This is a genomic window from Photobacterium sp. J15 (assembly GCF_963870815.1).
GTDB lineage: Bacteria > Pseudomonadota > Gammaproteobacteria > Enterobacterales > Vibrionaceae > Photobacterium > Photobacterium marinum.
Map to the genome: position 1 here is coordinate 862,611 of NZ_CAWMUI010000001.1, position 13,760 is coordinate 876,370.

Genomic DNA, 13,760 nt, shown 5'->3' on the forward strand with positions numbered 1-13,760 from the left:
GAGTGACTACCTATAATCTGTCTGAGAGTTGATATTCAACTGAAAAAAGTACCCAAAGAATAGACGACGATTGTTTAAGTCTGCCTACACAGGGTTAAATTCGTATGTATTATGTCCATATATAAGAATTGAGGTTACCGCAATTCCGGTCCTTCCTGGAGGTCGCCCTAGGTTGCCAGAACAGTGATTACAGGCAACAATTAGTTTAGGCGTGCTTAGGATAGCGATAGTTAAGCAATTTAACAAAAAGATTTTTAGAAAAATTTAATTTCAATCAAGTTTATTGTCACTAAATTTGAACCTTTACTATTTTTTTTGAGTTTTGGTGTTGTATGAGTCAAAGAATCTCGATCTGGCAGTGCTTCCAAAATGGCCAGCAGTACATGGCAACCTGGCCGATGCGAAAGGAGTTGGCGGTAATGTTCCCGGAGGCCCGTTACATCAGGGCAACCAAATTTGCCAACCGGGTGATGCCTGCTGTTGCTGTGATGAGTGTTTTGAGCCAAATGGCGTTTAATAACTATGATGCATTGCCTCAGGCTATAGTGATTGCTTTGTTTGCTCTGAGTATGCCATTGCAAGGTTTATGGTGGCTTGGTAAGCGAAGCCGTACAGACTTACCGCCGTCACTGGCAACCTGGTATCGTGAAATCCACGATAAAATTCTCAGTGAAGGGCATGCGATGCATCCGTTGAAATCGCGCCCGCGTTACCTCGAGCTGGCACAAGTGCTTAACCGTGCATTTAAGCAGCTGGATAAGGCATCATTGGAGCGGTGGTTTTAATTTTGATGTGTTTCGGGCTGAAAAGCAGACATAAAAAAAGTAGCCGGTTGGCTACTTTTTTGTGAGATGCGATCAGCTTATTCTTCTTCAGCATCGACTTTCTTCTGGCGAACAGCTGGCTTGGCCAGGATTTCCAGATAGAACGAAGTCAGAGCCAGCGATTCCGCTTCATCAATACACTTATTGATTTCTTTGACGTGAATTACCTTTGCTTCCTGCTCGGTGTGGCCATATCGACAGTCGAAATCCCAAAAATCCGCGCCTGCTGGCAGCGCTTTGTTACGCTCCCTTCTCAGGTATTTTTTTACTTCATACTTGACGGCTTCAACAACGCGAGGAACCGCTTTTTTGGGGTGAGTTAAAGCAAATGTTTTTTTCATCGTTTTCCTAAATATTCATAGGCCCGGAACATGCCGGGCACGACGTGTATATTACTTTAAATCTGCGGATGTCGCGAATATCAAGTTTCAAGCGACATCCGTAATGGGGAAAGAATAGTCATGTCATAACTAATGAAACATTTTGTGGCGGTTTTGTTCAGCCGGGATAAAGCTCTATTGAGCATAATGAATTTGCTTAAGGAAATACTAGCTGTTTCCCCCTACGAACCCCACAAGCTTGGCCGCCGGTGGGGTTCGTTCCTTTCTGGTTTCTTTCTTCATTCCGATATTATTCGTAACATTTCAATGTGCGCTTTCTACTGTGGATTCTCTTCATTGCAGTCATCATTTTCTCTTTGCTTATATACCCTTTTGGTAATGGCATAACCTGCACGCGGTAGTCCGGGGCGGAATCTGACAGCTCAGATGGTTCAGACACTGGTGTAACCATCATAACTTTCAGGCTGGGATTACGTGACTCGATTCGTGAGGCGATTCCCAATCCCTCAGCGACATGAAAGCGACCCGCAATGTGGATGAGCTGTTTTCCCGGATGAAGAGCAAGATAATTGACCATGCTTTCCGCCATGGTGTCATCCCAGGTGGTCTGTGCGGCAAATTGACGTTCGGTCGTGGCTTCATCGCCATGGTGCATAGAAGCGTTGAACTTCTGATGGTAGGCATCATCACTCAGTGTCAATGTGTTGGCTGCCCATTGACGCTCAACGCTCGGCAGGCGGTTAAGATAATCGGCTCCGTATTTACCGACGCAGCGCACAATCGATTTTGGTGCATTGGCAGCAATCACATCAAGCTGATTCTGTTTGGCAAACTCAACCAGAGGGCGGTAGTCGCTGTCGTAATTAGACCAGGCTTTCGCTTCCTTTTTCAGCGTTTTTTCACCGATTTCATTGGCCAGATACTGATTGATTACATGCTGTTTGTCTCTGGTGAATTGCTCCATCGACAAAGCCATATCCGGGTTTTGCCGATATAGCCGGGCAAAGAGCTGAGCCTGCATAAGGTGGGTGCCGGGGTGACCATGCCATTCCCCGACCAGGACAATATCGGCATCACGCAGCGCAAAAGCCAGTTCCTCTATACTCATCGCTTTTCCTTGCGGTGAGGTAATAGAGTAATCGTAGAACGTTTGAGGGAGGGGAGTAGTTTGTACTTCGTTTTTTGGGGATGATGGTTGGGTTGCGCATCCCATTAATAGCCCGGTCATTCCCAGGACAAACCATTTCTTCATTATTTTCACCTAAAAGTTGATTTGCTTATGGACGAGCCTTGCAGATCATAAATGCGGATCAGGATAAGCCGCCAGTGAATACAGGCACTGATATAACTGTAGACGGTGCGAAATAATAAAAGAGAAGTTGCTTAGTGGTGATAGGCAGGCTGTCAGCCCGGATTGTCTATCCGGGCCGTGCAGGTATTTTTGTATCAGCTTCTGCGGTAGACACGAACAGAGAAGTCGGCTTCGCACAGGAAGTCGGAAGTATGTGCTAGCTGTTGCCATACTTCTTGTGATGTTTTCCACGCAAACGGGGTCATTTGCATCAGTGCCGTTGCTTCTTCACCGGACAGCGTCATGTTGTAGTGAAGTTGCTGGTCTGCAATTAGCTCAAAGCCGTCAATTTCTTCCGCTGTCATGTCGTGCAGGCGGACACCATCATAGATAAGCTCTTTCAGTTGGTACAGATGGCGAGCGGCCGGAGTCACGGTTACCAGAATACCATCGTTCTTGATGGCTCGTCTGAGTTCGGAGTCTTTGCACGGCGCATAGATTCGCACAACGCCATCTAGCAGACCGTCGGCAAATGGCAGGCGATGGCTTGAACCAACACAGAAGTGGCAGTCCGGGTAGCGCTTAGCCGCATAGCGAACAGCAACTTTTGAGATATCAAGACCGTAGACAGACAGTTTTGGGTGCGCTTGGTTGAGCTGGGTAAAATCTGAGGTGTAATAACCCTCACCACAGCCGATATCCAGCAGGTGTCGAGACTGTGCCGGTAGGTGCTCGGCAAGCTGTTTTATCACAGCCTCCCTTAGCGGCTGGTAATGTTCCGTATTCAGGAACAGACGGCGCGCCTGCATCATTTCCTTGTTGTCACCAGGATTTTTAGAGCTTTTGTGATGGGCTGGCATCAGGTTGACATAGCCTTCTTTGGCCTGATCGAACTGATGATTATTTTCACAGCGCCAGGTATTGCTCTGGAGTACAAGGGCTGAATGACATAGTGGGCATTGATAAGACATGGTGAAAACCGGACGGTGAGAAAATCAGCGCGTATTGTAAACATCCGTTATCGGGGCGACAAGGTGAGGTTTATCTCTCTGATTGAGAAAAAGATGAAAAGGGAGGGTAATGGGCTCTGGAATCCATCTGTTGTTGGGGGCTTATAGAAATAAACCACCGCAAAATGCGGTGGTTGATTTGAATTAACTTGAAGCGCGAACCTTATATTCTGCTTTGTCCAGGTTATGTTTTTTCATACGCAGGTAAAGCTTTTTGCGCGGGATCTGCAAGTAGTTGGAAACATCATTAATGCGCCCTGCAAACAGGTACAGGGCATCTTCAATCACCTGTTTCTCGTAACCATCGACCAGATCATCCAGCGGGCTGCTCATTTGCTCCAGAGGTTTGGTGCGTTCTTGCCCTGCCAGCTTAACGATGCCGATGGCATAAAGCTCAGCGACATTTTTTAGCTCCAGTACGTTCCCCGGCCACTCATGGCGGTTAAGGGTATTGATATAAGCTTTATCGACGGCTGGAACTGATTTGTTCAGCTTAAGACAGCTTTGTTTCAGGAAGTGACGGAACAGCGGAGTAATATCACAGCCGCGCTGTATAAGTGTCGGCAGGCTGAAGCGAACCTGGCTCAGGAAGTAGAACAGTTCCGGCAGCAGTTTTTCCTGCTCAACCTGATTTTCCGGTGAACCGTCAACAATAGCCAGAAGGCGCACTTCTTTTTTACCCTGACGATCCTGTTCCAGCAGGAATCGGCAGAGCCATTGCTGGGTTTCAGTTGGCATTACCTGTGGGTTTTTCAGGCACAGGCTACCGCTGCGGGCTGAAATCATCTTACGTTGTAAATCAGCGGTGCAGCTGATTTCCTGGCCTAAGGCTGATACGTAAGGGCCTTCACTGATTTCGCTGTTCTGGTGTAGCAGCTTGGCAACAGTATGGCGACCAGTGCCACTGTCACCTTCAATCAGTACATCTTTGGTTGTCAGGGCAATATCAGCAATTTGTTCACGGATTTTGATGATCAGCGGGCTGTCGCCCAGCAACACTTCTGATGCGGAATGAGTCAGGGTATTGCGTTGCTCAATTTTACGTTTTCTCTCCGGCAGATGTTTTTCAAGCAAGGCCAGCAGTTCTGCCGGTTGCAGAGGTTTTTGCAGAAAATCGAGTGCGCCTTTCTTCAGGGCATCGACTGCCATCGGAATATCACCATGACCGGTGATCATAATCACCGGAAGCTCAGGATCCAGCTCCCGAACTTTTTCAAGCAGTTCCATACCACTCAGACCCGGCATGTACATGTCAGTAACGACCACGCCTGGCCAGTCTTTGTGGAGCATGTTGATTGCTACTGTCGGATCCGTGGCAGTCAGGGCTTTGTACCCGGATACTTCAAGCAAATGTTGATAAGCTTCGACAACATCCTGGTCATCGTCGATGATCAGTACTTCTATATCATTATTTATCATCATATTTATTTAACTCCAGTACGACCATAGCGCCACCTTGAAGGTTTGAGGCAAGAAAAATATCGCCATCAAAGCGGTTCATGATAGAGCGGCAAATACTTAAACCGAGGCCAAGGCCGACCTCTTTTGTTGTGGTAAATGGAATGAAAAGTTTTTTTATTATTCCTGCGTCAAAGCCTTTACCGCTATCGCAGACTGCAATGCGGATACGGTTATTTTCGCAGGCTAGCTCACTGACGGTAATTTCGCGCAGTTCACAGCTTGCGACGCTGTCGCAACTGTTAACCAGCAGGTTAACCAATACCTGTTCCAGTTGTACTTGATCGGCCTGAACCCTCAGCGGATAGTTAATGTCGCTGGTGATTCTGGTTTTTTGTACTTTGGCTCGACTCTCGACGATCAGCATTGCCTGCTGGAAGCAGGAAGGAACGTCAACCGGAATGAGCGGGCTGCTGGCCGATTGCTTTTTTGAGAAGCTGCGTAAGCTGGCAACAATCCGTCCCATACGGGAAGTCAGATTGTCTATCTTCTCCAGACTGTTTGGCAGCTTGGTATAATTTTCTCTTTCGATTGCCATTTTTGTCGCGAAGACATGGGTCGAAATCGCCGATAAAGGCTGATTGAGTTCGTGAGCCAGCGAGGTCATTGTCTGACCGACGACAGCCATTTTGGCGGCTTGGATCAATTCGTCCTGAGTGGAGCGCAGATCGGCTTCAACCCGTTTACGATCTTCGATCTCTGCTTTGAGCTGGCGGTTACGGTTGGTCAGGGACTGGGTTTTTTCCCGAACCATTTTTTCCAGCCAGCGGGCGGCATTTTCTTGCTCGGTAATATCTGTCATGGTGACGATTACCTTCTCGAAGCTGCCCTGTTGGAAAAGGCGGAAATCCAGCCGTAGATAGAGGTTATTCTCTGACTCTTGGGTGTGCTTTAGGGTCAGCTGACATGCGCTGTTTAATAACAAGGGACTGTTTTCATCAAACAGCGACTGCAGGCGAGGTTGCATTTTGTTGTCAAATAGCGACCAGACAGTTTTGTCTTGTGGGAAGGTGTCATAGCGAAACAGTGTCTGCGCGCTTGGGTTAACTGATTCAACCTGGCCGTTGAGATCGCAGGTAATAATACTGGCTTGGGTATTATTTATCAGGTTAAGGGCATTACTTCGCTGCATTTCCTGCATCTGTTGGCAGAAATGGCGCAGGTTGTCGCCAAGTTTGCCGATTTCATCATTACCAGAGATCTGAATTTGGGCATTCAGGTGATCGTTAGCCACCGCCGCCAGATCCTGTGACAGCAGGTTCAGGCGTTTGACAATACCGCGGCCGACCAAGTAAATCGACAGAATAACAGACAGGAAAATCGACAGGATAACCACAACAAACAAGATCAGGTTGCTGAGCTGAACAGCCTCGCGGGTCTGCTCATTGAGTTCGCGAAGTGATGTATTCTCTTTTTCTACTATCGCCTGGATGACCTCTTCCTGATGTTTTAGGCGAGCCTGGATCTGCCTCTCAAATTTATCGATGGCGTTATGCAGTTCAACATCCAGTCTCAGTTGTTGTTCCAGGATGCCGTTGGGTTCTACTATGGTGATCAGCTCTTGCAGCAACTGTCGGTATGAAACGGTTGACGGGTAATGGTTAAGTGCTTGGCTCATCTTGCTGACTTCATCGGTTTTATAACCGATAAAGTAGAAAGCATTGCCAAGATCCCGGCTCTGACGTTGCTGAATGATTTCCTGTACCAGCTGATACAACTCGCTTTCATGCACAGTGATTGACTGGATCAGGGAAAACTCAGTCATTACATCGGCAACAGCCTCGATGTTGATGGCATTAGGGAGCATCCGGGTCAGCTGCCACTCGACTTCCTGACGGATCGGCGTCAGCTCATCAACCAGATCCTGGTGAAGCCATTTAATGTTGTTTTCAGTTTGTGCCAGGGATGCATGCTGCATGTTGTGCCGGTAGAGCAGGTTGGCGTAAACCGCGGTATCGGTCAGCAATGCTTCATGTTCGGCCTTGATACTCGGATGAAGCTCGATCAACGAAGTGTGGTTGACGGTATTGGTAATTCTTGCCAGTTTCTCGTCAACTTTTTGCTTCAGTTCACCATGCAGTAACGGATCGTGATTATTACCAAGCTGGTTCAGCGCCGCCTGCAGACCGGCAGTGTTCCGTTCCAGCTGGTAGCTGGTTTTCAGGGTCGGGATATTTTTCTCGACGATGGAGTTAATTTGATCGTCCAGCGTTTCCCAAGTAACAGCCGCAATCATACTCACACTGATAGTCAGGGTTGCCATAAAGCTGATAGCCAGGATCAGGTTTTTACCTATGGTATTGCGAAATGGCATCAGCGCTCCTTTTGTGCGCTGGCAAGGATCAGCTCTGAGATTCGGATAGATTGTTCTAGCTGTTTAGCCATCGCTGTACGCCAGTCATTGGTCTGTCTGGCGGTAAAAACATCTGATGGTGACATAGTCAGCTGATTGAAGTAATTGCTGCTTTCTGCCTGTTCTTCAGAAATCGGTGGCGTAGAGGCCAGTTGTTGAGCCTGCTTATATTGTTGGCGCTGGGCTTCGGTCAGCGAGTCAAGCTGGCTGATTTTATGGAGTAACTGCCAGGCCTGATTCAGGCTGACCAACTGGTGGCTGATCACCTGCTCAAATAGCTGCATTACCAGCACGTCTCGTTGTGCAATTAGTTGATGATCCAGTGCTTTTACCGCGAAAGGCATGTCTTCCGCCTGGGTAAGGTTATGTTTGTGTACAGAGCCTTCCAACATGTTGCTCTGGACGGGCTCAGACAACATAAACTCGATAAATGCGAGTGTGTTTTTGGCTTGATGGGTGTTCTTCAGCGCTGCAATATAGCTTGGCAGGTGCGGGCTGTTTTCCTGATAGCGGAAACCGATGAATGGGAATTGTCGGCTGCTTTGTGAGGCAAAGTTGTCGAGAACAATGCCAATACCGGCCAGACCACGAGATACGGCATCGTTGACGCCAAAGCTTCTGGCTGATACTGAGGCAAGGTTTCCGCCAATTTGAAGTAGCAGTTTCCAGCCTTGTTCCCAACCGTAGTGTTGCAAGATGTTTTCAATGACCAGATGAGTAAAACCAGAACGCGCCGGACTGCTCATAATGACATGATGATAATACTGAGGTTGAGCCAGGCTCTCTAATGAGTCCGGAATATCAAGCTGGTGCTTTTGTAAATATTTTGTGTTCCACATCAGGCCATAGCCAGAACAGGCAAAGACAGTGACATTGTCTGGTAACTGATGGAGTTGTGTCTGTCTTTTTGCCGACGGAGTCAGTTGAATGTCACCCAGCGGCAGGAACTCGTTTTTTTCAATGACAGGCATAAACGCCAGTCGTGATGATGAAATGACTATATCAATATCATGAGCTTGTTTTTCCAGCAGGCGAAGCCCGGCCTCTCCACGACGATGGAGCACCTTAACCGAGGTTTCGGGATGTTGTTGTTTAAATTGCTGGATCACGGGTTCAATAGAGGACTCGGAAAAAGTTGTTAAGATAATTAAATTATTTGTTGATTTAGCAAGGCAGACTGAAGAAAAAAACAGACAAATAATAAGTAAACGGTTCATGAATTAATAACTTACCTTGCATTGACAGTCTCTATATACAAGGTTATTTGATTGGTTTGTAGTGAATTAAGTCAGGTGGGTTAGGATTTTCTAATAGTGCTATCGATTTTGTATTTGTAACTATTTGTAATGAGTCAGGGGTGACACATCATGACATTAAATACTGCTCAATGTCACATTTTTCTGGTATTGGAGCAGATGAAACCGAGGTGTTAATAAGATGTCTGCCGGTGTTCTTTTTTGCTATCAATGAATTGGGCTGAATAGAACGATTAGCTATATATAAATATAAACCGCCCATAAAAGAAAACCGGAGTCTGGCTCCGGTTTTCTTCTGGAAAAATCGCAGGAAATTAAGCGTTCTGGATCTGTTGGATTTCTGTCGCAGACAGGTGGTACTGACGCGGGCAGTTACGCCAGGTTTGCAGCATGCGTTGGTATTTTTCCAGCATCGGAACCTGGCTGTTGAAATGGTGTTCTGCTTTATCAAACTGAGGGTAAAGACCTTCTTCTTCGGTCAGGAAGCGAACATAGTGCACAAGCTGAGATTCTGTTGCCGCATCAAAGCCAAGGAACTGCAGACGGCGTTGGTCTACTTGTTTCTGGTTTTCTTCACTCAGCATTTTGTATGATTCCTGCATGGCATGATGCATTTCCATGAAATCAATGATGGTGCGACATTCTTCTTCTTCAAGGCAGCCAAAATCTTTATTAAGTTCACGCATCTGCAGGCCGTAACCACGTTCTACAATGGTTTTCAGGCGACGGTATTTTTCGGCGTTCTCAGGGTTCAGCTGAGCCATCAGGTAGTACTGGTTAGAAAGAATCAGACGTTGTGCGTTAGTCATTTCCATAATGATAGGCCTTTAATTATTTATTGAGCAGGCTTTGAGATTATCAGGTTAATTGCAAAAAAAATTGATCTGACGACATCTTTGCGGACGATTTCTTGTTAAAAAATCATGTTTGGCTAAAGCTTGTCCAATCAGGCTTGAAGCTGATGTTTTAACAATATTTACCCTTATTCATTACATGGTTATTGTTGGATTATTCTTTTAATTTTAGCTTATCAACCTTAAAGGAAAGTGATAGGGATGACGGTGTTTCAGTGGTGCGGACTCCTGTTCTGGCTGGCGGTTTTAGTGTTGAGGTACCCACGGGAGTTCTGGTCTAAGTTCAGAGCGGAAAGAGACTACCAGCATTTGGTCATGGCAAGTGTATTGGTGTTGTTTCTGCTCTGGAGCCTGAGAGCCGGGATCGCAGAGGGGCTTCAGGTGCATTTCCTGGCACTGACTGTGCTGATTCTCTGTCACGGCTGGAAGATAGCTGTTTTGATTGGCTCTTTGCCTGTTGTGGGGTTGAGCTTGTTTGGGATGGTTGCCTGGCCGGATGTCGGGCTGTATGCCATGACGGGAGTTGTGTTGCCGATAACCTTTAGTTACGGCTTTTTCCTCTTTACCTACCGTTTCCTGCCCAGGCATTTGTTTGTTTACCTCTTTGTCGGGGCTTTCTTCAACGGCGCACTGACAATGGCGGTTCATTTGTTGCTGACCAGCGGTTGGGTATTTTTCAGCAACCTGTATTCATGGCACTACATTGTTGAAAATTATCTGGCATTACTGCCTTTGCTGTTATTTCCTGAAGCACTACTCAACGGGATGGCGATGACGTTGCTGGTGGTGTATAAGCCGGAGTGGGTGAGGACGTTTGCGGACAGAGACTATATCTATTCATCCCGTGATCGGGATGAATAGATAGGGTGGAAGTGAGTTGAAGATCAGCTCAAACCAGTGATGTTACCGTCTTCATCAATATCCATTTCCATGAAGGCCGGCTTTTCAGGTAGGCCCGGCATGGTCATAACATTGCCGCACAGTGCATAGATAAAACCGGCACCGGCGCAAAGCTTCAGCTCACGGATCGGAATGGTGAAATCAGTCGGAGCACCTTTGAGACTCGGATCATGGCTGATAGATAGCGGGGTTTTTGCCATGCAAACTGCCAGATTGTCGTGACCCTGAGCTTTAAGTTCAGCCAGTTGCTTTTTAGCTAGATCGGAAAGTTCAATGCCTCGGCCGCCGTAACCGACTTCTGCCACAGTCATCAATTTCTCTTCCAGAGTCTGTTCAAGGTTGTACAGCGGCTTGAATTGAGCCTGTGTTTCACAAGCTTTTACGACCGCGTTGGCTAGCTCAATCGCTCCTTCGCCACCTTTACCGAATGCTTCGCTGATTGCTACATCGACATGGCAGCCAAACTCTTCGGCTTCAACCATGGCTTTTAGCTGGGTAAGTTCAGCATCAGTGTCCTGTGGGAAGCGGTTGATTGCTACTACCACCGGGATCCCGTATTTGGCTGCGTTACGGATATGCCATTTCAGGTTGGCAAAACCAGCCTGCAGTGCCTGTTCATCCGGAGCAAAAATTGCTTCAGGCAATGCCTGGCCCGGGCGCAGATCATACAAGCCAGAGTTGGCTTTAAGGCCTCGCAGTGTTGCAACGACAACCGCACAATCCGGTCCGCGATCAGCTTGCTGCGCTTTGATGTTACAGGCTTTCTCGAAACCCATGTCTGAACCGAAGCCGCCTTCGGTAATGGTGAAGTCGCTCAGCTTCAGGGCAATTCGATCAGCAATGACAGATGAGTTGCCGTGGGCAATATTGGCGAATGGGCCTGCATGGATTAATGTTGGAACACCTTCCAGGGTTTGCATCAGGGTTGGCTCAATGGCTTCACACATAGTGACAGCCATGGCTCCGGCAACTTTGAGGTCTTCAGCAGTTACCGGTTCACCATCAAGGTTATAAGCCATAACGGTGCGGCCGATACGTTGGCGCATGTCCTTGAGATCTTTTGACAGGGCAAGGATAGCCATCAGCTCAGAAGCCGCCGAGATATCAAAGCCGTCTTCACGGGCAATGCCATTGATGGTTTTGCCCGGCTCATTGTTGCCGACCGTGATCATACGCAGGGCGCGATCGTTGTGATCCATTACGCGCTTCCAGCTGATACGGTTGATATCAATGCGCAGTGCCTTTAGACCGGTCTTTTCTTCAAATGCATCGTAACCATGGCGCTGTTCATGGTAAATCCGGGCATCCAGTGCTGCTGCTGCGAGGTTGTGGGCTGCGCTGACCGCGTGGATATCGCCGGTCAGGTGCAGGTTCAGCTTTTCCATTGGAGCTACCTGACTGTAGCCTCCACCGGCTGCGCCACCTTTGACGCCAAAAACCGGCCCCATTGATGGCTGGCGGATGCACGCCATAACGCTTTGGTTGATTTTGGCCAGCCCTTGAGCCAGTCCGATGGTGGTTACGGTTTTGCCTTCGCCTAGCGGAGTCGGGGTAATGGCGGTAACCAGTACTAATTTGCCTTCTTTTTGGTCACTCAGACGATTGAGGATAGAGGGCTTTACTTTCGCTTTCAGGCTGCCCTGGGGAGATAAGTCGTCCGGTAGAATTCCTGCTTGTTCTGCGATTTGCTCAATTGGGGTCAGTGTGGTGTCACGACAGATTTGAATATCACTTTTCATGGGCGGCCATAACCTCGCATTGGTAGCAATAGAGATATTGCATCGAACTGCTTTTGCAGGTCACGCAATCGTTTGCGTTTGGTTTATACCATAATTTTATCACGTATATGTAGAAAAAATCCGATGTTAGTGTGGTTTATTTGTTCTTAATTAAATCCTTGCCGGATGTGGAGGCGTAATGAGGAGGAAAAAAGAAAACCTGCCGGATATACCGGCAGGTGGTTCAGCGATTAAGCTGTTTCAGTTTTAGCCTGAGCTTGGTCTAACTCAGAAACAGAAACCAGGCTGCCGTATACCGGGCGTAGGGCCTTGATGATATCGTGGCGGCTGATCATACCAACCAGTTGCTCGTCTTTGACAACCGGGAAGCTTTGCGGACGGCTTACAACCATAGTGCGGGCACGTTCAGTCAGTGACTGGGTAGTCATTTGAGTTGCGATACCGCTGCTGCTTACCGGGTACAGGATGTTCTTGTCGATACTCATGTACTCAGCAATTTCCAGAATTGAGTTGTCTGGGCTTACTGTCTGGATTTCATGCTTCATCAGATCCTGCACTTTGCATTCTGCATCTGGCATGTAGTCGTTACACCACAGGTCAACCAGCGCATCATGAACAGAGAAGAAGCCAACAAGGCGGTTGTCGCTGGACAGAACCGGCGCACCTGACTGTTCTTCTTTCATCAGAATATCCAGCGCTTGTGCAACAGGCATACCTGGTTGCAGAGTCGTAGTTGCTGGACGCATGTAATCGTTCACTAATAGGTTTTCCTGAAGCATAGCGTTGTCCTTGTTTAAAACAGTGGAGTTAGAAAAATCCGGGGTGATGATGGTTGCAGTGGCTTGGTGCGTCTTATTTGAGCTGAAGATAGACCAGTAGCTCAGGCCGACAAGCACGCCGCCGCCAACAATGTTGCCCAGGGTGACTGGGATCAGGTTGGCAAAAATGAAGTTATGGATATTGAGGTCGGCAAACTGTTCAGGCGAAACTCCCAGGTTCAGCCAGAATGATTCCGGGGCAATGTTCTGAATAGTAATACCCAGCGGGATCATGAACATGTTTGCGACGCTGTGCTCAAAACCGGTGCTGACAAACATTGCAACCGGCAGGATCATCATGGCCATTTTGGTCATCATGTTGTTTGAGCAGAAGGTCATCCAGATGGCAAGACAAACCAACAGGTTACACAACACACCCAGAGAGAAAGCTTCCAGTGGCTGGTGGTGAAGTTTGTGCTGGGCAACGTGCAGGGCGTTAAGACCCCACTGGCCGCCGTCCAGTTGGTAAAGGCTCCCCATGGTTACCAGGCTTAGCAGCAGCATCGCCCCCAGGAAGTTACCGAAGTAAACTTTGCCCCAGGTTGCCAGCATACGGCCGGTGGTTATGTGTTTATTGGCACGGGCGATGGAAGACAGAACTGTACTGGTGAACAGTTCACCGCCGCAAATTACGACCAGGATCAGGCCCATACTGAATGCCAGGCCACCGAACAGACGGTTCAGGCCCCAGCCCAGGTTGCTGCCTGTGGTTACAGTGATGTAGAACACGAAAGCCAGGCCGATGAAGACACCGGCGGTAATCGCCAGTGAGATCGTGGTGCGGGTTGGTTTAGAAGCTTTGCCAACCGCGTACACTTCTGCCTGTTTCATCATCTCCTTCGGAGTGAAGTTATGGTTATTATTGGTTGCTGTTGACGCAGCCATGTCAAAATTCTCCTTTAAGTTTACTGACACT

General features: G+C 47.9%; 11 protein-coding genes. 2 read left to right on the forward strand and 9 right to left on the reverse strand.

Going from position 1 to position 13,760, the window contains the following annotated elements; translation table 11 throughout:
* Positions 1–332 precede the first annotated feature (332 nt).
* Positions 333–785 carry a terminus macrodomain insulation protein YfbV gene (gene yfbV, locus AACQ93_RS04365; protein WP_036800521.1) on the forward strand — a complete coding sequence of 151 codons (453 nt, stop codon included), beginning with the start codon at positions 333–335 and terminating at the stop codon, positions 783–785.
* 77 nt (positions 786–862) lie between these two features.
* Here yfbV and AACQ93_RS04370 read toward each other — a convergent pair whose 3' ends face one another.
* The 7 genes from AACQ93_RS04370 to AACQ93_RS04400 all read right to left on the reverse strand — a co-directional run bounded on the left by AACQ93_RS04370 (position 863) and on the right by AACQ93_RS04400 (position 9,348).
* A complete protein-coding gene (locus AACQ93_RS04370) occupies positions 863–1,165 on the reverse strand; it encodes a DUF6172 family protein (protein WP_007467440.1) in 303 nt (100 codons plus the stop codon).
* A 289-nt stretch (positions 1,166–1,454) separates the two neighbouring features.
* On the reverse strand, positions 1,455–2,417 hold the full coding sequence (locus tag AACQ93_RS04375) for a ChaN family lipoprotein (RefSeq protein WP_064602437.1): 963 nt from the start codon (positions 2,415–2,417) through the stop codon (positions 1,455–1,457).
* A gap of 194 nt (positions 2,418–2,611) precedes the next feature.
* A complete protein-coding gene (rlmA, locus tag AACQ93_RS04380; RefSeq protein WP_064602439.1) occupies positions 2,612–3,427 on the reverse strand; it encodes a 23S rRNA (guanine(745)-N(1))-methyltransferase in 816 nt (271 codons plus the stop codon).
* Between the two features lie 183 nt (positions 3,428–3,610).
* Complete coding sequence (locus AACQ93_RS04385; protein ID WP_064602441.1) at positions 3,611–4,888, reverse strand: sigma-54-dependent transcriptional regulator; 1,278 nt, start codon at positions 4,886–4,888, stop codon at positions 3,611–3,613.
* A complete protein-coding gene (locus AACQ93_RS04390) occupies positions 4,875–7,238 on the reverse strand; it encodes an ATP-binding protein (RefSeq protein ID WP_064602443.1) in 2,364 nt (787 codons plus the stop codon). Before AACQ93_RS04390 ends, AACQ93_RS04385 begins: the two co-directional genes overlap by 14 nt.
* A complete protein-coding gene (locus AACQ93_RS04395; protein WP_064602445.1) occupies positions 7,238–8,494 on the reverse strand; it encodes an ABC transporter substrate-binding protein in 1,257 nt (418 codons plus the stop codon). Before AACQ93_RS04395 ends, AACQ93_RS04390 begins: the two co-directional genes overlap by 1 nt.
* Before the next feature lie 353 nt (positions 8,495–8,847).
* A complete protein-coding gene (locus AACQ93_RS04400) occupies positions 8,848–9,348 on the reverse strand; it encodes a YfbU family protein (RefSeq protein ID WP_064602447.1) in 501 nt (166 codons plus the stop codon).
* A gap of 240 nt (positions 9,349–9,588) precedes the next feature.
* Here AACQ93_RS04400 and AACQ93_RS04405 point away from each other — a divergent pair, with 240 nt between their 5' ends.
* On the forward strand, positions 9,589–10,248 hold the full coding sequence (locus tag AACQ93_RS04405; RefSeq protein ID WP_064602449.1) for an energy-coupling factor ABC transporter permease: 660 nt from the start codon (positions 9,589–9,591) through the stop codon (positions 10,246–10,248).
* 23 nt (positions 10,249–10,271) lie between these two features.
* On the opposite strand, the gene AACQ93_RS04410 is transcribed toward AACQ93_RS04405, so the two are convergent.
* Entirely contained in the window at positions 10,272–12,026 is a 1,755-nt protein-coding gene (locus AACQ93_RS04410; protein WP_064602453.1) for a formate--tetrahydrofolate ligase, read from the reverse strand.
* Between the two features lie 230 nt (positions 12,027–12,256).
* On the reverse strand, positions 12,257–13,729 hold the full coding sequence (focA, locus tag AACQ93_RS04415) for a formate transporter FocA (RefSeq protein WP_064602454.1): 1,473 nt from the start codon (positions 13,727–13,729) through the stop codon (positions 12,257–12,259).
* Positions 13,730–13,760 lie beyond the last annotated feature (31 nt).

Excerpts from the sequence above, each read along its gene's own strand:
- yfbV (WP_036800521.1), top strand. The coding sequence starts at position 333 with ATGAGTCAAAGAATCTCGATCTGGCAGTGCTTCCAAAATGGCCAGCAG.
- AACQ93_RS04370 (WP_007467440.1), bottom strand. The coding sequence starts at position 1,165 with ATGAAAAAAACATTTGCTTTAACTCACCCCAAAAAAGCGGTTCCTCGC.
- AACQ93_RS04375 (WP_064602437.1), bottom strand. The coding sequence starts at position 2,417 with ATGAAGAAATGGTTTGTCCTGGGAATGACCGGGCTATTAATGGGATGC.
- rlmA (WP_064602439.1), bottom strand. The coding sequence starts at position 3,427 with ATGTCTTATCAATGCCCACTATGTCATTCAGCCCTTGTACTCCAGAGC.
- AACQ93_RS04385 (WP_064602441.1), bottom strand. The coding sequence starts at position 4,888 with ATGATGATAAATAATGATATAGAAGTACTGATCATCGACGATGACCAG.
- AACQ93_RS04390 (WP_064602443.1), bottom strand. The coding sequence starts at position 7,238 with ATGCCATTTCGCAATACCATAGGTAAAAACCTGATCCTGGCTATCAGC.
- AACQ93_RS04395 (WP_064602445.1), bottom strand. The coding sequence starts at position 8,494 with ATGAACCGTTTACTTATTATTTGTCTGTTTTTTTCTTCAGTCTGCCTT.
- AACQ93_RS04400 (WP_064602447.1), bottom strand. The coding sequence starts at position 9,348 with ATGGAAATGACTAACGCACAACGTCTGATTCTTTCTAACCAGTACTAC.
- AACQ93_RS04405 (WP_064602449.1), top strand. The coding sequence starts at position 9,589 with ATGACGGTGTTTCAGTGGTGCGGACTCCTGTTCTGGCTGGCGGTTTTA.
- AACQ93_RS04410 (WP_064602453.1), bottom strand. The coding sequence starts at position 12,026 with ATGAAAAGTGATATTCAAATCTGTCGTGACACCACACTGACCCCAATT.
- focA (WP_064602454.1), bottom strand. The coding sequence starts at position 13,729 with ATGGCTGCGTCAACAGCAACCAATAATAACCATAACTTCACTCCGAAG.